The following is a 22,547-nucleotide window of genomic DNA, read 5'->3' on the forward strand; positions in this document are numbered from 1 at the left end:
AACCGACGAGCGATCAGGGACTCCGGTCCACCCGAGCCGTCTGTCGCGGCAGCCGGTTTGATTGGCCCTCGCCCTCTCGCAGCAGCCATTCCCTGACCGTAGGAGAACGGTCCAGCAGTTCAGTGACCCGCATGCCCTCGTCGCGGGAGGTCACCTTAGGCAGCGGCGCGAAGTCGTCGGGGAGCACGTCCAGGAGGCTCATCACCCGGTCTCCCGTGCGCAGGGCGATCAACAGCTCGCACCGCAGCTGACGCGGCACCTCCGGGCGGTGGGACAAGCTGTTCCACAGGGCCGGCCAGAGGTAGTGGCTTCCGTCGGACGCCGCATTCGCCGTCACCCAGAGCGGGTCCAGCCTCTGGCTGAGGCCGAGTTCACACGCCCGCGCCTCCAGCCCGAGCAGCGACGCAGTGTCGATGACCTTCACTTCACGAGGCAGCGGCTGATCCGGGTGCATCGCCCCATGCTGCCCGACGGCACCTTGCCGAAGCGCACCGGGACCGCTTCACAGTGCGTCGCGTGGCGAGACGTTGGCAGTTTCTGGCCGCCGGCTCGTGCCATCCTTCAGGCCGCCCCCTCGCCGCCGGCCCCCTCCCGCGCCAGGGCCGTCTGGAGCTGCACCGTCCGGCGCCGGGTGATGTGCAGGGCCCGGCCGGGCGGGAGTTGGCGGGGTTTGACGTTGCCGAAGAGCACGCCCTCGCTGGGCGGGCAGGACAGGAGGACGGCGGGTGTGTTGACGTCGAGGAGGCGGCGCAGGAGGGGGTCGCTCATGGCGCGGGCGATGCCGTTGGCGCTGCGGGCGACGATCAGGTGGAGGCCGAGTTCGGTGCCCTGGGCGAGGTGGTCGAGGAGCGGGGTGAAGGGGTGGCCGGTGAGCGGCGCCGAGATGAGGTCGTAGTCGTCGACGAGGATGAAGAGTTCGGGGCCGGTCCACCAGTCGCGGAGTTTGAGGCGGGCGGGGGTGATGCCCTCGCTGGGGACGCGGCCCTCCATGGCGCGGGCGGCGTCCTGGACGATCTGCTTGAGGACGTCGACGGCGACGGCGTAGCCGAGGCGGCACCCCTCGGGGACGAGGTCGAACAGGCCGCGCCGGAAGTCGATCAGCATGATGCGGGCCTCGGCCGGGCTGTAGGCCGTGGTGATGCCGTTGACGAGGTGGCGCAGCAGATTGGTCTTGCCGGTCTCGCTGTCGCCGACGACGACGAGGTGCGGTGACTCCTCGAAGTCGCGCCAGAGCGGGGAGACTTCGCGGTCCTCCAGGCCGAGGGCGATCCGCAGCCGGCCTTCGGGGGCCGGGAGTGCGGCGGCCTCCAGCATCAGGGGCAGTGTGCGGACCTGGGGGCGCGGGCCGGGCGGGCCGCCCAGCGGCACCCTGGACGGACGCGTGGACCTGGCCGCACCCGGCGAGGGCGTCACCGGCACCGGGCCCGGCGGCGGCCTGTTCACGGCCTCAGGACCGGGCTGCGCCACCGCCTACGTGGCCGGTACGGCGGCGCTGGTGCCGGCGCTGCGGCCGGACCTGACGCCGGAGCAACTCGTGCGCCGTCTGGAGACGACCGCCTACCGCCCGGGCACCCGCCTCCCGGACGCCGCGGTGGGCTACGGCACCGTCGACCCGGTGGCGGCCGTGACCGCCTCCTGGCCCGCGGCAGCCCACCAGACCGCCGCGGCCCCCGACCCGGTGGTGGTCACCCCGGGCCCGGACCGCTCGGGCACCTGGCGGGCGTGGCGGTCGCGGCCGGCAGCGCGGGCGTGATGGTGCTGGTGGGCTTCGGTGGCCTGACCGTCCGCCTGGGCCGCCGCCGCGGCGGGGTGTGAGACCCGCCGCAGACCGGCCGGCGTTCCGGCCCGCTTACGGGATCGTCAGCACCTGGCCGACGTTGATCAGGTCCGGGTCGTCGATGCCGCTGGCGGTGGCGATGTCGCGGTAGCGGTCACCGTCGCCGTAGAAGCGCTCGGCGACGGCCCACAGGGTGTCGCCGAGCTCGACCGTGTAGGTGCGCGCCGCGGGGATGGCTGGGGGCGGGGTCACGGCTTCGGCGACCGGTGCCGCGGCCGCCGGCTCCGGAGCGGCGACGGGGTTGTCGGTCCCGGTGTCCGACGCCCACAGCGCGCCGCCGTCCTTGCCGTACAGCACCACGTTGCGGTCGGCCTGTACCACCAGCCGGTCGGCGTCCCGGCCGTTGGTGTCGGTGGCCCACACCGCGCCGTCGCCGTCGTAGAGCACGAAGTTGCCGTCGTCCTGGAGCACGGCCCGCTGGACGCCCTTGTCGTCGGTGTCGGAGGCCCAGACGACGCCACCCGGCTCGGAGAGGACCAGATTGCCGTCGTGCTGCAGCGTCAGGGTGTAGGCACCGCCCTGGAGGGAGTGGCCGAGACCGAGTTCGTCGCCCACGCGCAGCGTGTCACCCATGGATGTTCCTTTCGGGGAGGGGATTGCGCCGTCAGAGTGGCACGGCGGTGTGACGGCCGGGGTCAGCAGAAACGGTCCTTCACGCGGGATTTCACCCGAACGAGATCCCCGGACCCGACCGCCGCCCGGAGACGTTTGCGTACCCGGCCTCGGGACTGGTGAGCTCGCATGTTCAGGTGTCGCGTATTCGCGGCCGGGCCCGGATGGGGCTCGCGCTGAGTGATCTACGCGAAGTCGGTGGCACCCGGCAGTCTGCTGATCGGCGATTGACATGATGGGCGTCGGCAAGTTCTCAGGCGTATCCAGGGGGCGACTATGACGTTCAAGTCCGAAGCCGATTTCGGTGTCACAGAGCGGGACGAGTGGTCCTATTCGCCGGCTGTCGGCGTCGGACCGCTCCGGTTCGGTATGACCGTCGAGGCTGCGGTCGAAGCGGCTGCGGTGCTTGGCGAGACGAAGGTCAGCGAGTGTGCGCGGCGCTACGCGATCTTCTCGCCGACTTGGAAGGTCGAAGTCCACCGTCGCGGGGCGGCTCCTTCTCGTCCTGCCGTTACGGCCTATGTGAGCCAAGCCGTGGGGCTGTTCTGCATCGCTGCCGACGCCGTGCACGGTCCCCAGATCGCGTACGACGGAATCCCGCTGGTCGGGAGAGACCTGTCGGAGCTGGAGAGCGACGCAATCGCGTACGCCGAGGCAATGAACGTGCACTTTCGCTACACGCCCGAGGGCTATGCAGGACCGGATGACTCTGGGGTCGTGGTACGCGGGCAACTGGTCGGGCAGGTCCTCCGATCGCGTCCGTTGTTCATGGTGCCGCGCGACGGCGCGAATACCGAGTGGGACTCGATGCCCTCCGAGGAGGACCGCGCCGACCGCCGGTCCACGGCCTGACGTGGTGTCACCCATGAGGTGGGTGGAGGATGGACGACCCGCTACATCGACGCCGCCGTCGTCCAGCTCCGCGCCGAGGGCCACGAGCTGCGGGACGAGGACGAGACCGGCGCGGAATGAATCCGGCGAGGCCCGGGATAGGCTCGCGGACGCCGAGAGCGCCGCCAACCAGTTCCTCGGGATGATCGCCAACTACGTCCTGTGGCCCCGCATGCTGCTGACCGACTGGGACCCCTCAGCCTCTGACATCCGCTACGCCGTCGAGCAAGCGGTGTGGACCACGCTCGCCCGCTACGCCTCCGACCGGCCAGCCTGATCCAAGGCTGGAATTCGTACGCCGCCGCCCCAGCACTGGAGGGGCTCGCGGAGCAGCGACCGTGCGGGCCGTAGCTGTCGTCAATCGATCCCCCGATGACGCCATTGGATCGGGTCCATTGGAACCGGACAAACAGGGGCAACCGCGCGGCCCCGATCCAATGGGCGATGTTCCCCAAGGTCGGTACCGTCCAGCGGTTCCCACCTGCGGGGCGACGCGGAGCTGAACAATCGCGAGCATGTTATCCGTTCAACTACACGGACGTAGAGCAACGAGGCGCGAGCACGGGTGAGGTGGACTCCGATGGCGACGACGGTGGACCGCGGCGACGGCAGGCCGGCCGTCACGGGGAGCGGACGGCGGGAGGACGAGGAGACGGCGCGGCGGCTGATCGCTTCCTGGCTGGCCGTCGAGGACGTCCCCGGGCCGGCGGCGGCTCCGTACGGGTGGCAGGTGCCCGCGGCGGCGGCCCGGGACGTCGTGGCGGTGGCCCGGCGGCTGGCCGTCCAGGGGTTGGCCGGGCGGCCCTGGCCGGTGCCGACGGCCGCGCACCTGCTGCTGGCCCGGGCCCTGGTGACGGACGAACACCCGTCGGCGGCCGGCTGGACGGAGCGTGAGCGGACCGAACTCGCGGGCTGGGTCGCGGTCCTCGTGCAGCGCTTCGGGGAGGACGGCGTCCAGCGCCTCACGGCGGCCCTCGCCGCCCGCCGCTGACGGAGGAAGACCCACGGCCAACGCCCGCCAACGCCCGTCCGCCGCGACCCGTTGGCGGATCGTTGGCCGGACGTTGGCGGCGGCTGGGACGGTTTTCCCGTCAGGGCGAGGCCCCGGGGACCGCACCAGAGCGAGGACCCCGCCGCTCCTCGCCGATGCCGTAGCACCGGAGCGAAGGACAGACGCCGTGGCCGTGGAAGCCGCCGCTTCCCCCGAAGGCGCCCCGCAGGGCACCGACCAGCCCTCCCGGGGGCGTGCGACCCTGGACCAGGACACCCTGGCGGAGCTGTACCGCCTGCACGGTCCGTACCTGATGCGGGCCCTGCTGAGAGTCACCAGCGGTGACCGCGGCAAGGCCTAGGACATCCTGCAGGAGACCCTGCTGCGCGCCTGGCAGAACCCGGCCGCGATCCAGCGGGGCCTGGAGCAGAGCCGGCCGTGGCTGTTCACGGTGGCCCGCCGGATCGCGATCGACCACTTCCGGATGGCCACCGCGCGCGTCCAGGAGGTGGCCGACGAGTCACCAGAGGAGCACGCCGGCACCCACGACCCGTACGACGGGCTGCTCGCCGCCCGGGACATGGCCTCGGCCCTGGCGGAGCTCCAGCCGCACCACCGGGACGTGCTGGTGGAACTGCACCTGAAGGGCTGCTCGATGGTGGAGGCCGCGCAGGTGCTCGGCGTGGCGGTGGGGACGGTGAAGTCCCGCAGCTTCTACGCGGTGCGTGCGCTGCGGCCGATACTGGAGGCGAGGGGCATGGGCATCGCGGTGTGAGCCTCTGGCGCGATTGGTTCTGCTGTCACCTGATGGCGCGGGCGTGGACGGTCAGTTGAAGAAGGGGTCGTCCACGACGTGGGCCCAGCCGCCGTCCGGCCGGCGCCGGAGGATCTCCGTCGTCGTGGAGATCACCGGCTCGGGGCCGGCGCCCGTCAGGGTGGCGGTGTTCGACACCAGGGCGATGTCGTCCACCTGCCGGATCTCGCGCAGTTCGAGCTTGAGGCGGGCGCCGCTGTCGACCAGCTGTTGCATGGCCGTCCGGATGGCCTCGGTGCCCACCAGGTGGGTTCCGGGGGCGGGGACGAAGTGTGCGCGCGGCTCGTACAGCGACACCAGGCCCTCGATGTCACCCGCCTCCAGGTACTCCGTGAACAGGGCCCCCACTTGCTCGGGCGTCTCCGCACGGCGCCGGGCGACGGCACCGACGGGCTTGTCCCCCCAGCCCACGCCGGCGAGCAGGTCGTACCACGTGGGCTGGGCGCCATGGGGCAGGTGGTGGCACAGCAGTGCTCCCGGGAACGTCAACGGAGATGCCTTCTGCGGCCTGGACTTGGCCTGGTCGACGATCGCGTCGCTCAGCGCGCAGCCCAGGTCCATGCGGGGGAGGAGGGCGTGCACGTCGTCGGCGAGGCCGGCCGGAAGGCTCTCGCGCCGGACTCCGAGGATGTCGGTGCCGATGCCCTCCTGGGCCAGCCGCACCTCTGCGCCCTTGCGCGCGGCGATGCCCTCCGAGGTGTGCAGCGCGATGGCGTCCCAGGCGATGGCGATGCGCCGTTCCTCGACGCCGCGTTCGCGGAGGAACGCCGCCGCGGTGTCGGCACCGTCGACCTCGAAACGCTGGTCGCCGTTTCCCTCCTCGCTCAGCCCGATGTCATGCAGGACGCAGCTGAGGAACAGCAGTTCGTCGTCGTAGTCGGCACCCGCGCGCAGATTCTGGTGCCGGGCATGGGCGCGGGCGAAGACGTAGCTGCGGACGCTGTGGAAGAAGACGAAGTCGGGCGTGGCCCTCTCCACGTAGGCGTAGGCGTCCCGGGACAGGTCCGTGTCCGGGAGGCCGAGCCGTTCGAAGACGGGCAGGGGTGCGTCGGTGGTCACGGCGTCTCTCTTTCGTGTGTGATGGTGCGCGGCTCCGGGCGGAGCGGCGTGGGTGCCGGCGCGACGCCTGGCCGGCGTCGGATCACACCGTGCGGGTCCAGGCGGTCGCCTGGACCCGCTTGATGAGTTCCTCCGTCGCCGGTGGCCAGACGTTGCGGTACTTGCCGTGCTCGGCGCCGATGATCTCGACCATCTTGTCGATCATGTCCTGCGGGTCGTACTGGTCGGCGAGGATCTCCGCGAAGCGGGCCTTCACGTCCTCGGTGCGGTTGAAGTTGACGGTGTCGTCCAGCCAGCGGAAGGCCGTGTCCGCGATGCGGTCGTTGAACCCGGTCAGGTACGCCCCCGGGTTGACGGTCTGCACGGTGATCCCCGTCTGCGCGAGTTCGTCGCGTAGGGGCAGGCCGCCCGCGTACGGGATCAGGCCGCCGTTGGTGTACTCGGTCGCGGGAGCCTGGCCGCCGGGACGGCCCTGAGGCGGCAGACCGCACCGAGGCGTCCTCGCCGGACCCGTGCACAACCAGCACGCTCGGCAGTGACGGCAGGAGAGCGCGTCTCGTGGTCATGAAATGACCGTAGGCGCGCGCAGGGTGAGGCCGTCAGTGGCACGAGTGCCATGCAGCGATAGAATCGTGCCATGGGAGCCCGTACCTCCGGCGGCAAGCACCACGTGGTCGTGGTCGCGCTCGACAACGTCCTCGCCCTCGACATCGGGATTCCGTTGCAGGTCTTCGGAAGCTGGCCGGACGGGCCGTACTCGATGACAGTGTGCACGGAACGGCCCGGCCTGGTGCCGATGCACGGCGGCCCGGCGCTGTCCGTCGCCGACGGGCTGGACGCCGTCCGGACCGCGGACACCGTGATCGTCCCGGGGTACCTGGAGCCCGACCCGCCCTCGGCCGCGGTCACCGCCGCGCTCGTACGGGCGGCCGCCCGCGGCAGCCGGATGGTGTCCATCTGCTCGGGGGCGTTCGCCCTCGCCGCGGCCGGCCTGCTCGACGGCCGCCGGGCCACCACGCACTGGCGCTACGCCGCAGAGCTGGCCAGGCGGCACCGGCAGGTGACGGTGCAACCGCACGAGCTGTACATCGATGAAGGCCAGGTGCTGACCTCGGGCGGAGTCGCCGCGGGCCTCGACCTGTCCTTGCACCTCATCCGCCGCGATTACGGCGCCCGCCTGGCGAACCAGCGGGCCCGCCTGCTGGTCGCCGCCCCCCACCGCGCCGGCGGTCAGGCCCAGTTCGCCGACCTGCCGGTGGCCCCGGACGCCTCCGGCGCGACGATGCCGCTGTACGAGTGGGCCCTGCGCCACCTGCACCAGCCGCTCACCGTCGACCAGTTGGCGCGCCAGGCCGGCATGTCCCGCCGCACGCTCATCCGTCGCTTCCACTCCGACACCGGCCGGCCGCCGATGAGTTGGCTGCTCGACGCAAGGCTCGGCCTCGCACGGGAACTCCTGGAATCGAGCGACCTGACGGTCGAAGCCGTCGCACGGCGCTGCGGCCTGGGCACGCCGGCCAACTTCCGGACCCTGTTCAAGGCGCACGTCGGGGTACCGCCAAGCACCTACCGCGAGACGTTCAACTCCGCTGCTGTAGCAGGTCGTTGACCCGTTCTTCCAGGCAGGCCGCCGGTCGCGGCCACGAAGCGGACAGCAGGTCGGCGCCGGCGGCCAAATATTGCGCGCCACACATATTTGCGTGACGCGCAATCTTTGTTACCGTCGTTCCATGGGGCTGCGAGAACGGAAGAAGGCCGAGACGCGCGCCGCGCTCAGCTGGGCGGCACTACGGCTGGTCGTCGAGCGAGGGCTCGAGAACGTCAAGGTGGAGGACATCGCCGAGGCCGCCGGTGTCTCGCCGCGCACGTTCAACAACTACTTCTCCAGCAAGGGCGAGGCGATCGTCGCGCGCCACCTCGACCGTTGCCTGCGCATCGCGGAAGCGCTGCGCGAGCGCCCGGCGGAGCCGCTGTGGGACGCGATCACTCGCGCTGTGCTGCCGCAGTTCGAACCGGACACCGCAGCGGCCGCTCACCCGGTTCCGGACGCGCGGAAGTGGACGGCAGGCGTGCGCATTATGGTCGCCGAACCGGCCCTGCAAGGCGAGATGCTGCGGGCCGGGGCCATGGCCGAGGCCGAGATCGCCGCAGCCATCGCCCACCGCACCGGTACCGACCTGGAACAGGACCTGTACCCGCACCTTGTCGCGTCCGCAGTCATGGCCGCGACCAACACCGCCATGGCTCACCACCTCCGCACGGATCCGCCGGTGCCGGTGGAGCACCTGCTCACGGATGCCCTCGCCCGAATCGCGGCGGGTCTGCCGACTCCCTAGCAATCCAATGCGGACGGAAAGCCCGGCGGCCGGTCGGGCCGACGTCCCCTGCCCGGAAAAGGACTCTGCCCATGATCGACGTCATCATCGCGGGCGCCGGACCCAACGGCCTGATGCTGGCCTGCGAACTCGCCCTGGCCGGCGCGCGTCCGCTCGTCCTGGAACGCCTCACCGAACCGTCCGGCGAGCAGCGCGCGAACGGCCTGGTCGGCCAGGTCGTCCGCATGCTCGACCGGCGCGGACTGTACGAGCGGCTGACCGCACCCGGTGCCACCCCCGAGCCGGTGCCCGGGTTCGTGTTCGGGGCGTTCCCGCTCGACCTGAAGGACCTGCCGGACAACCCGCTCTACACGTTGATGGTGCCGCAGCGCAGGGTGGAGCAGATGCTCGCCGAGCGCGCGGCCGAACTGGGCGTCGAGGTCCGCCGCGGCCACGAGGTCACCGGCCTGGCGCAGGGCGAGGGTTCGGTGACGGTCGAGCTGCGCGGGCGGGAGTCGATGGAGGCGGCGTTCCTGGTCGGAGCCGATGGCGGACACAGTACGGTCCGCAGGCTCACCGGCATCGGGTTCCCCGGCGTGACTGCGGATGACTCGGTGTCTCGTACCGGACACGTGAGCGTGCCCTCCGAGATGGTCGGTGCCGATGGCGGCCTGGTCGTACCCGAATTCGGTGTCATACCGCCGTTTCGCCACCTGCGCACCGAGCGCGGCCTGATCACCTGGGCACCGTTCCCAGGCGGCGCTCCGCTGATCAGCACGACGGAGTGGGACCAGCCGCCCGAGGGCGAGGCTTCACTCGACGAACTCCGGGCCAGCGCCTGCCGGGTGCTCGGCGCGGACCTGCCGCTCCACCCGCCGACCGGACCGGGACCGCACATGATGCGGCGGCTGTTCGGCGGCAACACCCGGATCGCGTCGCAGTACCGTGCGGGCCGGGTGTTCCTGCTCGGTGACGCCGCACACGTGCACTCGGCGATCGGTGGCCCGGGGCTGAATCTGGGCCTGCAGGATGGGGTCAACCTCGGTTGGAAGCTGGCCGCGGAATTGCGCGGCCACGCGCCGGAGGGGCTGCTGGACACCTACGAGCTGGAGCGGTCCCCGGTGGCGCGGCGGGTCGCCATGCACACGCAGGCGCAGTCGCAACTGATCCGCCCGGGCGCCGATGTGACGGCGTTGCGTGAACTGTTCGGCGAGCTGCTCGCCCAGCCCGCGACCCGGCAGCACGTCGCGAACCTGCTGTCCGGCGCGGACATCACCTACGACATGGGGCCGGCAACCGGACCGCTCGTCGGCCGGTGGGCGCCGGACCTGCCGGGCCTGCGCGAACTCACCCGCACCGGCCGCCCGCTCCTCCTGGACCCCACCGGCACCCTCGACGCGGGCGTTTGGGCGTCGCACGTCGACACCGTGACGGTCCCGGACCTCGATACCGCACTGCTTCTCCGGCCCGACTGCTACGTCGCCTGGCAGGGCACCACGAACGATGGCCTGCACGAAGCGCTGGGTGCCTGGTTCAGGGTGGCCTGAACAGCACGCCCGGCGGGGCCGGTTGTACCGTGCTCTCAGGCTCCGATCGCGGAGATCCGCGCCGCGAGTTCCGCGGCGCCCCGGGTGTCGCCGGACTCCGCGCAGAACTCCCGTGCCCGGCCGAGGTGTTCGGCCGCCTCCCGGGCGCGTCCGACGCTCAGGAGGAAGTCCGCGTACCGCTGCTCGACCGCGGCCTCCAGGTGCAGCGCCCCGCTGGCCCGGCAGCGTTCGGCGGCATCCTGCCAGGCCCGTTCCGACTCGTCGTGGCGGCCGAGGAGCCGCAGGGCGTCGGCCTCGTCGGCGAGCGCGAAGAGGTGGAAGGTGGCGTGCGGGTGTGCGGCCAGCAGCCGCTGGGCCTCGTGGGCGTGGCGCAGCGCCGCCGGTCCGTCGCCGACGAGTGCGGCGAGCGTGGCCTCGTCGGCGAGGACGGCGCCGCCGGCCTCGTGGAGGCCCAGGTTGTCCAGCCGACGGACGGCGGCGTCGGAGAGTTCGCGGGCCTCGGCGAGGGCGGCGGCGGTGAGGCCGTGCCGCAGGCGGTCGAGCCGGTCGGTGAGCAGTCCGGTGCCGCCCCGCGAGCCCTGGCCCGACCACGCGGAGCCCGATCCGCTGGACCGCCTGCTGGCCGACCTGCTGTGCGGCGCCCCGAGGTACCGCACACGAAGCCCGCCGAGGTCCGCGTGGCGGCAGCGGCGGACGCCCGGACACCGGGGGCGAGGCCGGCTGGGCCGCCCGGGGCCGGCTGATCCGCGCTCCCGCCGGCACACGGCGCGCCCGCGGTCGATCGAGGTCTCGGAGCCCACGGCGAGGAAAGCGATTCGACCGCACACCCGATGTGCCGTACAGTCGGGTTCACCGACGCGGGGTGGAGCAGCTCGGTAGCTCGCTGGGCTCATAACCCAGAGGTCGCAGGTTCAAATCCTGTCCCCGCTACCACTCAAGGCCCAGGCCCGGTGCGCCACTGCGCACCGGGCCTGGGTCGATTTCACAGCCCCGTCGGCACTCCGCCCCCCCGGCCCTGGTGCTGAGCCCCGCGCCCCTGGACGCGTCGCCTGCATCCGCGACTGCGCGAACCGCGGCGCTCAGCTCCCTCAGACAAGCTCAACGCGACTGGACGAGTGCCGGCTCGGGCCAGAGCCGGTTGATCCATGCCGACGTCAAAGGCCCTTCAGGACACGATCAAGTGCCGACCGGCCTGCCGGCCCCCACTGCGGCTTGCCGCCGGGCAGGCCGCGGTCCCCGTTCTGGCCCATCAGCATCAGGAACAGGCTCTTCATCGCGGCCAGCCCGCGCGCCCGTCGTACCGCCGCGTCGTCTGCCTGCGCGTAGCCGTCGAAGAACCGTGAGGCACCGCCCTCGGGGAGCAGCAGCCAGGCGGCCACAAGGTCCCATGCCGGGTCGCCGGCGAAGACCGCGCCGAAGTCGACGACACCCGCCAGCGTCCCGTCCGCAACGACGACGTTCGCGGGATGCAGGTCGCCGTGCACCCACACGCGCGGGCCCTGCCACTCGGGAGCCGCCACCGCGTCGTCCCACACGGCCCGGATGTCGTCCTCGGCGAAGCCGCCGAGCTCCACGGCCTGCAGAAGGCTCTCGAAGCCGTCCGTGCACTCCCTGGGGTGAGCGCCGAAGTCCGAGGCGGCCGGCGCGTCGGCGGGAGCCTCCGCATGCAGCGCCTTGAGGAAGGCCGCCAGCGTGTCGGCGGCGTGGTCGCCGCAGGTGATCGAGCCGTGGTCCAGCGGCGTGCCTTCCACCCAGGTCATGACGGTCCAGACCTTGGGGAAGCGCTCGGACGGTGCCCCGTTTCGTACCGGGATCGGGATCGGAAGCGGCAGGCGCGGGGCCAGCACCGGCAGCCAGCGGCGTTCCTTGAGCTGCAGATCGGGGAGCTTGTCCATGCGCTGCATCCGGACGGCCAATTTGTCCCCGAGGCGCCACATCTGGTTGCCCCAGCCGCCCGCCACCTCGCGGATGGGCAGGTCGGCCAGGTCCGCATGCTGTTCCCGCAACAGGTCGCGGACCAGATCCTCGCTGATCTCAATCTCGGATTCGATCACGCGAAGTTACGGTACTTGAGGTAGGCGGAGCCGACCTTGCCCTCGGGAAGATCCAGGGGCCGATCTCCGACGTTCTCGCCGGACCGATCGAATCGACCCGGCCGAGGACGCTCCGCGCTCTCGCGGGACTGCAACTGCCGACCCATCAAGATCATCCAGCGGCGGCTTTTGGGCCTCACCTTCGCTGGACCCGCTTGACGTCTTGCGTGTCAGTCCGGAAGCCAGTGCAACTCGTGCGCCAGGGTTTTGGCGACGGCACGGATGCGGCGGTGCAGTGGCGACTGCTCGCGTGGGAGGACCAGGTGGAACGTCAGGCTGGGCGCGCCCCGCAGCGGTCGCCAGGTGAGACCGGCCAGTTGTGCCGTGGCCGCGGCTTCTCCGGCCGGGGCGAGGGTGACCCCGTCGCGCAGGTCGCGCTGAGACATGTCGAAAGAGACTGCGGGCGTGTGGAATCGGGGGTGTGGTCGGGTGTCCCGGAACACTGCGGACAGCTGATCGTGGATCACGGGGTTGGCCGCACGGTCCGGGAGTCGCAGCGGAAACGCGGCCGCGTCGGCGATCTCGATCTCCGGGCGTTCGGCCAGCGGATGGTGCTGCGCCAGCTGGACCCCGATGCGCGCACGCCGCAGCAGGAACCGGCGCACGCCACGGCCCGGCTGTTCACCGCGGGTGATCCCGGCATCGATGCGGCCGTCGGCGACCGCGGGGGAGATCTCCGGTGTCGCCATCGGGACCGCGCCGACCTCGAGCCCGCTGTTGCCGCGAATCAGCCTGTCCACCAGGGCCGGCGCCGTCTCGGCCCCGGCGCTGAGGCTGTATCCGATGCGCAGCGTGCCCAGTTCACCGGCCGCCGCGCTCCGGGCGGTGTCCCAGGCCCGGTCCAGCGCCGCCAGCGCGGGCGGCGCGGACTCCGCCAAGGCCGCACCGGCGGTGGTCAATACGACGCTGCGCGTGTTGCGGACCAGCAGGGCCGTACCGAGTTCCGCCTCCAACCGGCGCATTCGGGCGCTGAGTGCGGGCTGTGCGATGCCGATCCGTGCGGCGGCGCGGGTGAAGTTCAACTCCTGTGCCAGTACCAGGAAGTAGCGCAGGCTCACGGTATCCGGCGCCACGTGCCCTCCCTGCCGATTGATAACGATCCGTTCTGACTCTATCCCGTACTGGTCTTTCCCTCGGCTGCTCATCAAGTCCTAACCTGCGCATGCCGGGATCGATCGATCCGAGTGTCAATTCGAAGTTGGACGCTCCCGTCCGAACACAGGAGGTTCCATGGCCAAGGGCTACTGGGTCAGTGTCTACCCCGCCATTTCCGACCCTGAGATGCTGACTGCCTACAACGGGCTGGCCGGTCCCGCTGTCCGGGCCGGGGGCGGGCGCGTCCTGTCCCGCAGCGGTCGAGTCGTCGCCCACGAGGCCGGAATCACACAACGCGTCGTTCTGATCGAGTTCGACAGTTTCGAACAGGCCGTCGCGGCATACGAGAGCGAGGCCTACCAGAAGGCGCTGGTGGCCCTCCCCGACGGCTTCGAGCGCGACTTCCGCATAGTCGAAGGCATCGACTGACCGGCAGGCCACCCAGCCATCACTGAGCATCCGTCATCTGAAACGCACACGGCGGGGGGCCGATTCGTTGAGCACAGACCCATGACTTCTGCGGGGTCTCCTTCGAATGCCCGGCCCCATCTTCGTGCTCGCCGTGCTGTTCCGGGCGCAGGTGGAATCCGCCTGATGACGGACCATGACTGGAAGGACACCCCGCTGCGTCTGCACGCCACGGACCGGGTGCCCGAAGCCAACCTCTACCTGCCGAGCGATGAGGCCGTCTCGAAGGACAGCACGACCTCCGGTGACCAGTCCGCCGGCCGGCGGCTGAAGGTGCTATGGCGGGACGACACCAGTCTGACCGCTGATCTGTCCGTCGCTGAGGGCGCGGCCATCGGTGGTACTGGAAGGTGCCAGCTCCGCGCGCCGCGGTGGCGGGACGATATTCGGCGCCAAGGGTGCTGTGGGAAGGGGCGGTTCGCACCGGAGTAGCCGGTGCGAACCGCCCCTTTCGGCGACGGACGGTGTGATAGGTGGCTACCGCTCCCGCCGGGGTGGTGTCAGCTGGTGGGCAGGGCGATGCCGGGCAGCGTGATGCCGGACAGGGTGTCCAGGGGGGCCCAGCTGGGCATGCCGGGCTTGTAGGAGGTGTGGTTCACGGTACCGTCGGGGGCGGTGGCGCCGAAGAGGTCCACGGTGCTGGAGGAGGCGCTGAACAGCGGAACGGGGATCCGGCCGGCGGCGAGCTTCGTGGTTCCGCTCAGGGGCTCCCAGGTGTTCCACGGCTTGCCGTTGTTGAACCAGTAGGTGTGCGCCAGGGACTTGTCGCTGCGGACCGCGAACAGCTCGAGCGCGTCGGTGGCGGGGTTGTAGAGCACGCTGGGGGAACTGGTGAAGGGCTGGTCACCGTTGATGGTCGTCCAGCTGCTCCAGCCGGCCGTGCCCGCGGTGTAGTAGGCGTGGGCCACGACGCCGTCGGTGTTGGTCGCGAAGACCTCGGCGGTCTTCGTCGACGGGTTGTAGACCAGGCTCGGGCTGCCGGTGAAGGTGTTCTGGTTCAGCTGCAGCCACGGGCTCCACGGCTTGCCGTCGTTGAACCAGTACGTGTGGTACATCGTGTTGTCACGGCCGATCGCGAAGAGCTCGAGCGCGTCGGTGGCCGGGTTGTAGAGCGCCCTGGGGGAGCCGGTGAACCGGTAGTCGGCGTTGATGTTCGACCAGGTGCTCCAGCCGGTCATGCCCGGGGTGTAGTACATGTGGGCCACAGGACCGTCAGCGGTGGTGGCGAAGACCTCGGCGGTCTTCGTCGACGGGTTGTAGACCGCGGTGGCGCTGCCGGTGAACGAGGTCGATCCCGTACCGGCCCACGGGCGCCAGCCCTGCGCGTCGGCCATGTAGTAGGTCTGCCAGATGAGGCCGTCGGTGTCCATCGCGAACAGCTCGATGGCGTTGGTGGCCGGGTTGTAGAGAGCGGTGGGCGAGCCGACGAACGGCTTCACGCCGGCCGGACGGTCGCTGATCGACGTCCAGGAGCTCCAGCCCTGGCCGTTGATGTTGTACGCGCCCATGACGCGGCCCTTGTCGTCGACGGTGAACTCCGTGGACGTCTGCTTGACCGGGTCGTACACCCCGCTGGTGGTCGGTGCACTGGTGGACAGCGCGGCCTCGCGGACGTGCTTCACCCACGCGCCGAGGTCGTCGGTGCGCACGCTGGTGGCGCCGGTGCGCAGCTCGGTGCCCGGAGCGCCGAGGCAGCCGCCCTGCCAGGAGCGGGAGGCGATCGCGGCGAGCTCGGTGGTGCCGTTCTTGTCGCGCAGGAGGGGGGCTCCGGCGTCGCCCTGGCAGATTGGGGTCTGGCCGTCGGCGGGGGCGGTGTCGACGGTGGTGGCGGCGACGGCGCCGACGGTGTGGGTGGTGGTGTGGACCTTGGTGGGGACCCAGTCGGTGGCGGTGCGGCCGTAGCCGGCCGCGCGCAGGTTCTCGGCGGCCACCGGCGCGGTCGCGCCGAGGGTGGCGGGGGTGATGCCGGTGACCGGGAAGGCCAGACGGGCCATGACCAGGTCGCGGTCGGCGCGCGGCGCCAGCTCGACCACGTCGACGACCGCGCCGGTGCCGGTGTTGGTCAGGTCGGTGCGCCCGATGGTGGCGGTGGTCTTGTCCTTGGGGGCGCCGGCGGTGACGGTGGTCAGGTCGTCGGGGGTGTCGGTGAAGCAGCTGGCGGCGGTGAGCAGCCAGCTGCGGTCGACGAGGGTGGCGCTGCAGGCGCGCTTGCCGTTACCGATGTTGATCTTGGCGGTGTAGGCGAGTGGCGGGTCGGTGGGCTGCGGCGCGGGCGGGGTGGCGCTGGAGCCGGTGACACGCAGTTCGAGCAGGACGGCCCGGGTCTTGGGGTCGATGGACTCGCCGATGCCCTTGGTGGTGTCGGCGGCGACGCTGACCGTCTCGGCGGGCTTCTGGTCGGTGGACAGGCTCGCCTGGACGGAGCGGCCGTATGTGGTGATGCGGTAGGCCTCGGGGATGGTCAGGGCCAGGTAGCCGGAGGCGCCGGGGGCGGCGAAGCAGATCATGTCGTCGTTGTTCGCCGGCTTGGTGACGGCGTTGACCTTGATCTGGAAGCTGCCGGCCTTGCCACAGTCGGTGACGGTGATGCCGCCGTCGCCGCGGGTCACGGTGATGCCGCGCAGCGCGAGGATCTGGTCGGCGTTCGGGTAGGCGAACGTCTCGGCCGAGGTCTTGGGGAGGTCGGCGGGGGCCGGGGGCGCGGTGTCGCCGGTGGCGGCGCCTGCGGTGGTCCAGCCGGCGACGGTGGCCAGGACGAGAGCGGTCGACGCGGCCGCGAGGCCGCGTATGCGTGCGTGGTTTTTCATGACGCCTTTTCAGGTAAGCGGTGCGAAGGGCAAGCGCCCCCCGGAAGGCCGCCCAAACTTGGACATTTGCCATTCTTTTACGGCGGCTTGATTCACTGTCGGTTGCGGATTCTAATGTAGGCTCACCAACTAAGTCGACATGAGTGTTTGAGTGCACTTCAGGGGGGCTTCGAGAGAAGAGCCGGCTGGTCAGCCGCACTCGCGCCAGCCCCGCGGGCCTTGTTGTGATTCCTTTCGCAAGGCCTGATTCGTGCTGCCCGAAATCAATGTCAATCAATATGAAGTGAGGTATTCCATGGGCTCGTTGAGGAACTCCGGCTTCCGGGGAAGGAGGACCGGACTCAGGCTGCTGTGCCGCACCGTGCTGCCGATAACGCTGCTGGCATCCCTGCTCTCCGCCTCCCCGGTGTCGGCGGACGAGACACCACCCGCGCCGCCGACACCTCAGCTCACCGACCGCGGCCGGGTCCTGCAGGCCTGGAAGGACGGCGGAGCGAGCGTCAAGGCCGCCGCCGAGATCGCCCTGACCGGCACCGGCGACCAGGTCCGCCTCTTCCTCGGCACCCCGCAGAACCCCCAGGACGGCGAACTCGCCAAGGCCGAGGCCAAGGACAACCGCGCCGCCGCCCTGCAGATGGTCACCGTCGGCGGCCCCCGGCTGCGGGCGGCCGCCGAGGCCGCGCTCGCCGGTACCGACCAGCAGGTCGCCGCGTTCGTCACCACCGGCTGGAAGACGCCGCTGGAGCAGGACCAGCGCGTCATGGTGTCCCAGATCGCCGAGAGCGGTGGCCCCCACACGCGGGCCGAGGCCCTGGCAGTCCTGGACAAGCCCATCGCCGACGTCCAGACCTTCCTCGACCAGACCCGCTACTCGCTGGGCGACAGCGACGACCGGATCAAGGTCTCCCAGCTCGCCGAGAGCGGCGGGGACGCGACCAAGCAGGCCGCCCGGATCGCCCTGGAAGGCAGCGCGGAGGAGATTCGCGCCTTCCTGGAGACCGGCCAGAACATCGCCGCCGCCCGCGACCAGGAACACGCGAGCATCGACCAGCTCGTCCAGCAGGCCCAGACGGCCGGCGACGAGGCCGCGCGCAGGAAGGACGCCGCCAAGGAGGCCTCCGACCGGGCCGTCGAGGCGGCCCGGCTCGCCAGGCAGGCCACCGCCGACGCCACCGCCGAAACCCTCGCCGCGAAGAACGACGCCCAGCGCGCCACCGCGGCGGCCAACCGTGCCGCCGAGGCCACCCTGCGCGCCTCGGACGCCGCCCGTGCCTCGATCGCGGCCGCTCAGGCCGCGGTGCGGGCCGCCGCCGTCGCCTCCACCGCCGCCGCCCGTGCCGCCGCCGCGGCAGCCGGAGCGGCCCAGGCCACCACCCGCGCGCTCGCCGCCGCGGCGCAGGGCAAGGTCGACGAGGACGCCGCCGCCTCCGCCGCGCAGGCCGCCGTGCTGACCGGCTACATGGTCAAGGCCGCGGACAAGGCCTCCAGCGCGGCATTCGACACCGCGATCGCCGTGGACCGGGCCAACGCCGCCACCCTCGACGTCGACGCGACCGCCGACAATGCCGACCTGGCCGGCGGCTACGCCGACCAGGCCGGAGCGTCCTCCGCGAAGGCCCGTCAGGCCGCTGCCCAGGCACGCCGCAACTCCGGCGAGGCCTCCCGCTCGGCCAGGGCCGCCGCCGCGCTCGCCAGGGCCGCCGGGCAGTACGCCGCGGAGGCCCGAGACGCCGCCGCCTCGGCTGCCGACCGCGCCACCAAGGCCGCCGCCTCCGCCCGCAACGCCTCCGCCAACGCGGGCAACGCCACCAACGCCGCCCAGCAGTCCGCCGCCCACGCCGAAAGCGCCCGCCAGGCCGCCGCCGACGCCGGCGCCGCCGTGGACAAGGCCCGCCAGGTCCACCAGCAGGCCCAGGCCGCCGAGGCCGAGGAGCGCAACTCCCGCAAGGCCAACGGCATCGTCCAGGCCCAGAACATGAAGGCCGCCTACGACGCCAGCCAGCGCGAGGCCGACGACGCCAAGACCCAGGCCCTGCGCCTGGACCAGGAGTCCGTCCAGCTCGCCGCCCAGGCGGCGCAGCCCGGCACCGACCCCGCCACCCTCGCGGCCGCCGGCCGCAAGATGGCGCTCACCGCCCTCAAGGTCCGCGGCCCCTGGGCCAAGGCCGCAGCCGAGTACGCGCTCACCGGCAGCGACGAGGCCGTCGGCGACTACGTCCGCACCGGCTGGAATGCCTCCAGCGAGCAGGACGAACGCGCCACCGTCCTCAGCGTCGCCAACAGCAGCCAGTACGACGCGGTCCGCACTGCCGCCACCGCCGCCCTCGCCGGCGACGGCACCCAGATCCACGCTTTCCTGCAGACCGGCCGCTACACCGCCGCCCTCAGCGACTACCGCATCAAGGTCTCCCAGCTCATCGAGACCGGCAGCCCCCGCGTCCAGGCCGCCGCCAAGACCGCCCTGGAGACCAACACTCCCGACTCCCTCCTCACCTTCCTCAACCGCGACCAGTACACGACCAAGGCCAGCGACGACCGCGTCACCGCCTCACAGCTCATCGAGACCGGCGGCGACGAGGTCAAGATCGGCGCCCAGGTCGCCCTCGAAGGCCCCTACCCCGTCCTCGCCGACTTCCTGACCACCGGCCAGTACCAGGCCCAGCAGCAGGACCAGCTCACCGCGGCCCACACCGCCTCCATCGACAACGCCATCAACGGCGCCCAGCAGGTCGCCTCCCTCGCCCAGCAGAACGCCGCCCAGGCCGCCCAGGCCGCTGCCATCGCCGCAGGCGCCGCCAACGACGCCAACAACGCCGCCGCTCAGGCCAACGCCGCCGCCTCCCAGGCCGCCGGCTACGCCCAGCAGGGCAAGGCCGCGGCCGACCGCGCGAACGGGTTCGCGGGCAAGGCCGCCGAGTACGCGAGCACCGCCCGCGCGGCCCAGGCCCGGGCCGGCCAGGCAGCGGCATCCGCCCAGAGCTCGGCCGCCTACGCCCAGGGCAGCGCCGCGGCCGCACGCGCCTCCGCCGACACCGCCTACGCCGCGGTCACCGCCGCCCGCCAGTCCGCCGAGAACGCGGGCTGGAGCGCCGACAAGTCCCGCGTCATCGCCGGCAGGGCTCAGGACGAGGCGATCGCGCAGCAGCTGACGCAGCAGGCCATCGACCTGATACTGGCGCAGGCGGAAGAGGAATGGCTGAAGTCGACCATTCGGGCCGCCACCAAGCCGAGCGAGTCGAGTTGGTACGACACGTTCTCCTCGATCGGCCACGGCGTCCTCGACCTGGCGAGCTTCTTCCCGGTCGTCGGCTCGCCCGCCGCCGCGATCAACTGCGCCTGGTACGGCGGCGAGTACTTCGCCGACTACGCCAGTGGCGAGGACGTCGGGCTCTCCTGCCTGAGCATCATCCCCTTCGCCCGCCTGTTCCGCGCCGGGGCGAAGTACGTCAGGGGCGGGGATGACCTCATCAAGTGGGGCACCAAGCTCCAGGAGTCCAGCGGCGCCATCAGCAAGTGGGTCAGCAACCAGGTCGACAAGCTGCCCGCAGTCCGACGGCTTCTGGACGACGCTCCGTCCTGCCCCACCCGTCCCACCGGCCTCCCCAACAGCTTTCCTGCCGGCACCCGCGTCCTCATGGGCGACAAGACCACCCAGCCCATCGAACAGATACACAGCGGGGACACCGTCACCGCCACCGACCCCGTAACCGGAACCACCGGGCCGCGGACCGTCGACGACACGATCTACACCCCCGACGACACCAACTTCACCGAACTCACCGTCGCCACCACCGACGGCACGAAGTCCACCGTCACCTCCACCGACCACCACCCCTACTGGGTCCAGAACACCGGCCAGTGGACCGACGCCGCCGAGGTCCGCTCGGGCGACACCCTGCGCACCGACACCGGCGCCACAGCCCAGGTCGCCTCCACCCGGCACTGGACCGGCCTCGAACCCGCCTACAATCTCACCGTCCACGACCTGCACACGTACTACGTACTTGCAGGCGACACCCCACTCCTCGTCCACAACTGGACCCCCTGCTTCACCCCTCAGGACATCTTCGATCGACTCCCCACGTGGGTCAAGGATGCGAAAATCGACCAGAAGACGTGGGGGCAGGCCTTCAGGATGGGCGGCGACGGGATTTTCATCCGAGAGCTCTTCGGGCCCAAGATGGTCAGCGGCAACCTTCCGGAAATGACGAAAGAAATCGAAAAATTTCTCCTTGGGAAATTCGGCATACCCAGCATGGTGCATACGCACGTTGAGACGATACTCGCATGGATGATCCGGAAATCCATTCAAGAGACGGGGGGGAATCCCGGAAACCTTGGGATCCATGTCGTGATCAACAATCTCAAGGGGATGTGCGGCAACGGCGCGCCGGCGTGGACCGTAAACTGCTTCAGGGCCGTTCAGGAGATTCTCCCGGTTGGTCAGACTCTCACTGTGTGGGTCAATGAAGGTGGTAAAATGCTTGGCATTCCCATCGAGGGCTTGGCGATACTGTAGAAGGCGGCGGAGTGATCCTGACCATCCACGTTGACGGCGAGAGCCACCACCCGAAGACTCGACAGGAAGAGGATCGCCTTATCGGCAGGGTGCTGGCGGATCTGAAGTATGGGGACAATGCCTGGTTCGCACTGGATTTCAATCGCACCGACGAGGAATCATTCCCTGATAGTGCACTCGTCGCGTCGGTGAACACATCGACTGGATTCGGTGGGGTCATCTGGCTCGCGAGTCGGAATTATCCCAGGAAAGGTGGAGTCTATGACTCTATCTGGGTATCCGATAATCCCGTGCCACCGGCAGTCGATCCGAATGTACTCTCAGAGCCGCATACTCCTATTGTCATGGATCCAGCCAGCACCTTTCCCGTTGCTGAACTGCGAAAAGTCATTGAGGAATTCTGTCGGGATAAAACGGGGGAAAGGCCGGGCTGTATCAGCTGGGTCGTAGGGAATATCGGCGGCGAGCGCACGGACAAGGAGCATGGCGCAGGCCTCGACGGCCAGGCCGCTGCCAGCGCGCAAGCCGTGCTGGACGCCCTGTCGGCGTACGTCGAGTCCGGAGACCACTCCGCCAGCTAGAACCGCCCGTACTGCCGCGGCGAGGCTTCAGTCTGCTGATGCCTCGCCACGTGTACTTCATGGCCTTGGAATTCCTTGGCCCGGTTTCACCATGGCTCGCGGCCGCACCTCCCGCTGCCGTTGGCCAACGATCCGCTCGGACAACAGATCGGGCCGGTTATCGAACGGGCGAGCCAACCAACCTAAGTAGCGACAGGCCAGATGTTGTGGCACGTGCGCTCACCCGCGGCGGCGCGGCGTTGGGCTGCGACCCCGACGGCGTCTACTGGACAGTCCGTCCGGCTACGCGTCGACGCCCCAAGCGGAGGTCGTGTCCCGGACGCGCGAGCACGTCGAGGACTTCGTTCGATACACGGCGGACCCGGACCCACGGTTACGGCAGGCCGTCATCCCGGCTCTGGGGATGTTCCTCGATGACGGCTACCGGGTGATCGCGCTGTCGCCCGTGCTGCTGTCGGTCGCGAGCGGCTGCTCGCCGTGATCGGCATGGCTCACCTCCCTGGCCACGGACCAAGCGCTCGATGCCGACATCCGGCTCGCCGCCCTGGACCACCGGGCCGCTTGCGCGCCGGAGTCGATCGACGCCGGCCTCGTCCCGACGGCGACCGCCCTACTCCAGCGGCCCGCCCCCGTATCGGAGCCCAAGCCCGGGCCCGAAGGGCGACGCCCGGCCGGCAGTGGCGGGAGCTGCGTTGCCGTCCGCGGTGTCCGCCTCGCGTCGGATTCCTCGCGGCCGTCCCCCGGTTCCGTCCCAGTTCAGGAGAGCCCCGTCATGCCCAAGCACCGGCTCAGCCGTCGTCGTCGGATCGCCGCAGCCGCCACCGCGATCGCGGCCGGTGGCGTCCTGATCGTCGCGCAGAACGGAGCCCCGGCCGCCACCGTCGATCCGATCGGCCTCAACGCCGCCTACGAGTAACT

General features: G+C 70.8%; 23 protein-coding genes, 1 tRNA gene and 1 pseudogene. 16 read left to right on the forward strand and 9 right to left on the reverse strand.

The features are described from left to right. Positions 1–13: 13 nt before the first annotated feature. Together ACFVSN_RS40430 and ACFVSN_RS40435 are read right to left on the reverse strand one after the other, a co-directional pair. Complete coding sequence (locus tag ACFVSN_RS40430; protein ID WP_387601786.1) at positions 14–454, reverse strand: hypothetical protein; 441 nt, start codon at positions 452–454, stop codon at positions 14–16. 107 nt (positions 455–561) lie between these two features. Continuing rightward, positions 562–1,314, reverse strand: coding sequence for an FtsK/SpoIIIE domain-containing protein (locus ACFVSN_RS40435; RefSeq protein WP_387601789.1), 753 nt, complete (start codon positions 1,312–1,314; stop codon positions 562–564). 67 nt (positions 1,315–1,381) lie between these two features. Between ACFVSN_RS40435 and ACFVSN_RS40440 the strand changes: the two genes are divergently transcribed. Next, positions 1,382–1,753 (forward strand): S8 family serine peptidase, encoded by a 372-nt coding sequence (locus ACFVSN_RS40440; RefSeq protein WP_387601792.1) that lies wholly within the window; start codon positions 1,382–1,384, stop codon positions 1,751–1,753. Between the two features lie 96 nt (positions 1,754–1,849). On the opposite strand, the gene ACFVSN_RS40445 is transcribed toward ACFVSN_RS40440, so the two are convergent. Then, the gene (locus ACFVSN_RS40445) at positions 1,850–2,410 is read right to left on the reverse strand and encodes a LysM peptidoglycan-binding domain-containing protein (RefSeq protein WP_387601795.1); all 561 of its coding nucleotides are present in this window, start codon (positions 2,408–2,410) and stop codon (positions 1,850–1,852) included. 315 nt (positions 2,411–2,725) lie between these two features. Between ACFVSN_RS40445 and ACFVSN_RS40450 the strand changes: the two genes are divergently transcribed. From ACFVSN_RS40450 to ACFVSN_RS40470, 5 genes and pseudogenes are all read left to right on the forward strand, one after another. Further along, entirely contained in the window at positions 2,726–3,301 is a 576-nt protein-coding gene (locus ACFVSN_RS40450; RefSeq protein WP_387601798.1) for a hypothetical protein, read from the forward strand. Positions 3,302–3,452: 151 nt separating this feature from the next. Then, positions 3,453–3,617 (forward strand): annotated as a pseudogene (locus ACFVSN_RS40455) (TetR/AcrR family transcriptional regulator C-terminal domain-containing protein); the annotation flags it as partial. A 303-nt stretch (positions 3,618–3,920) separates the two neighbouring features. Continuing rightward, positions 3,921–4,331 (forward strand): hypothetical protein, encoded by a 411-nt coding sequence (locus ACFVSN_RS40460; protein ID WP_387601801.1) that lies wholly within the window; start codon positions 3,921–3,923, stop codon positions 4,329–4,331. 187 nt (positions 4,332–4,518) lie between these two features. Next, positions 4,519–4,692: a hypothetical protein gene (locus ACFVSN_RS40465; protein WP_387601803.1), complete on the forward strand. Its 174-nt coding sequence runs from the start codon at positions 4,519–4,521 to the stop codon at positions 4,690–4,692. 6 nt (positions 4,693–4,698) lie between these two features. Continuing rightward, positions 4,699–5,106, forward strand: a complete 408-nt coding sequence (locus ACFVSN_RS40470) for a sigma-70 family RNA polymerase sigma factor (protein ID WP_387601830.1) — start codon at positions 4,699–4,701, stop codon at positions 5,104–5,106. Positions 5,107–5,157: 51 nt separating this feature from the next. Here the strand turns inward: ACFVSN_RS40470 and ACFVSN_RS40475 are convergent, their stop codons facing one another. Both ACFVSN_RS40475 and ACFVSN_RS40480 read right to left on the reverse strand, forming a co-directional pair. Then, positions 5,158–6,204: a nuclear transport factor 2 family protein gene (locus tag ACFVSN_RS40475; protein WP_387601806.1), complete on the reverse strand. Its 1,047-nt coding sequence runs from the start codon at positions 6,202–6,204 to the stop codon at positions 5,158–5,160. Positions 6,205–6,286: 82 nt separating this feature from the next. After that, positions 6,287–6,724, reverse strand: a complete 438-nt coding sequence (locus ACFVSN_RS40480) for a hypothetical protein (RefSeq protein WP_387601809.1) — start codon at positions 6,722–6,724, stop codon at positions 6,287–6,289. A 117-nt stretch (positions 6,725–6,841) separates the two neighbouring features. On the opposite strand from ACFVSN_RS40480, the gene ACFVSN_RS40485 reads away from it, so the two are divergent. From ACFVSN_RS40485 to ACFVSN_RS40495, 3 genes are all read left to right on the forward strand, one after another. Continuing rightward, on the forward strand, positions 6,842–7,813 hold the full coding sequence (locus ACFVSN_RS40485; protein ID WP_387601812.1) for a GlxA family transcriptional regulator: 972 nt from the start codon (positions 6,842–6,844) through the stop codon (positions 7,811–7,813). Between the two features lie 121 nt (positions 7,814–7,934). Continuing rightward, complete coding sequence (locus ACFVSN_RS40490; protein ID WP_387601815.1) at positions 7,935–8,540, forward strand: TetR family transcriptional regulator; 606 nt, start codon at positions 7,935–7,937, stop codon at positions 8,538–8,540. Positions 8,541–8,611: 71 nt separating this feature from the next. Then, a complete protein-coding gene (locus ACFVSN_RS40495) occupies positions 8,612–10,066 on the forward strand; it encodes an FAD-dependent monooxygenase (RefSeq protein WP_387601818.1) in 1,455 nt (484 codons plus the stop codon). A gap of 35 nt (positions 10,067–10,101) precedes the next feature. Here ACFVSN_RS40495 and ACFVSN_RS40500 read toward each other — a convergent pair whose 3' ends face one another. After that, positions 10,102–10,722, reverse strand: coding sequence for a hypothetical protein (locus ACFVSN_RS40500; RefSeq protein WP_387601820.1), 621 nt, complete (start codon positions 10,720–10,722; stop codon positions 10,102–10,104). A 200-nt stretch (positions 10,723–10,922) separates the two neighbouring features. Here ACFVSN_RS40500 and ACFVSN_RS40505 point away from each other — a divergent pair. Next, positions 10,923–10,999, forward strand: a tRNA-Met gene (locus ACFVSN_RS40505). Between the two features lie 221 nt (positions 11,000–11,220). On the opposite strand, the gene ACFVSN_RS40510 is transcribed toward ACFVSN_RS40505, so the two are convergent. Both ACFVSN_RS40510 and ACFVSN_RS40515 read right to left on the reverse strand, forming a co-directional pair. Beyond that, a complete protein-coding gene (locus ACFVSN_RS40510; protein ID WP_387601823.1) occupies positions 11,221–12,120 on the reverse strand; it encodes a phosphotransferase in 900 nt (299 codons plus the stop codon). Between the two features lie 209 nt (positions 12,121–12,329). Next, positions 12,330–13,232: a LysR family transcriptional regulator gene (locus tag ACFVSN_RS40515; RefSeq protein ID WP_387601826.1), complete on the reverse strand. Its 903-nt coding sequence runs from the start codon at positions 13,230–13,232 to the stop codon at positions 12,330–12,332. Positions 13,233–13,389: 157 nt separating this feature from the next. On the opposite strand from ACFVSN_RS40515, the gene ACFVSN_RS40520 reads away from it, so the two are divergent. Continuing rightward, positions 13,390–13,683 (forward strand): DUF1330 domain-containing protein, encoded by a 294-nt coding sequence (locus tag ACFVSN_RS40520; protein WP_387601828.1) that lies wholly within the window; start codon positions 13,390–13,392, stop codon positions 13,681–13,683. Positions 13,684–13,848: 165 nt separating this feature from the next. Beyond that, positions 13,849–14,154 carry a hypothetical protein gene (locus ACFVSN_RS40525; protein WP_387958401.1) on the forward strand — a complete coding sequence of 102 codons (306 nt, stop codon included), beginning with the start codon at positions 13,849–13,851 and terminating at the stop codon, positions 14,152–14,154. Between the two features lie 68 nt (positions 14,155–14,222). Here ACFVSN_RS40525 and ACFVSN_RS40530 read toward each other — a convergent pair whose 3' ends face one another. Further along, positions 14,223–16,529 (reverse strand): trypsin-like serine protease, encoded by a 2,307-nt coding sequence (locus tag ACFVSN_RS40530; protein WP_387602168.1) that lies wholly within the window; start codon positions 16,527–16,529, stop codon positions 14,223–14,225. Positions 16,530–16,824: 295 nt separating this feature from the next. On the opposite strand from ACFVSN_RS40530, the gene ACFVSN_RS40535 reads away from it, so the two are divergent. The 4 genes from ACFVSN_RS40535 to ACFVSN_RS40550 all read left to right on the forward strand — a co-directional run bounded on the left by ACFVSN_RS40535 (position 16,825) and on the right by ACFVSN_RS40550 (position 22,545). Next, entirely contained in the window at positions 16,825–21,048 is a 4,224-nt protein-coding gene (locus tag ACFVSN_RS40535) for a polymorphic toxin-type HINT domain-containing protein (RefSeq protein ID WP_387958403.1), read from the forward strand. Between the two features lie 11 nt (positions 21,049–21,059). Beyond that, positions 21,060–21,629: an Imm1 family immunity protein gene (locus tag ACFVSN_RS40540; protein ID WP_387958405.1), complete on the forward strand. Its 570-nt coding sequence runs from the start codon at positions 21,060–21,062 to the stop codon at positions 21,627–21,629. A 310-nt stretch (positions 21,630–21,939) separates the two neighbouring features. Continuing rightward, positions 21,940–22,110, forward strand: a complete 171-nt coding sequence (locus ACFVSN_RS40545; protein ID WP_387958407.1) for a hypothetical protein — start codon at positions 21,940–21,942, stop codon at positions 22,108–22,110. A gap of 291 nt (positions 22,111–22,401) precedes the next feature. Beyond that, positions 22,402–22,545, forward strand: coding sequence for a hypothetical protein (locus tag ACFVSN_RS40550; RefSeq protein ID WP_387958409.1), 144 nt, complete (start codon positions 22,402–22,404; stop codon positions 22,543–22,545). Positions 22,546–22,547: the final 2 nt, after the last annotated feature.

This window comes from Kitasatospora sp. NPDC057904 (assembly GCF_042887925.1).
GTDB lineage: Bacteria > Actinomycetota > Actinomycetes > Streptomycetales > Streptomycetaceae > Kitasatospora.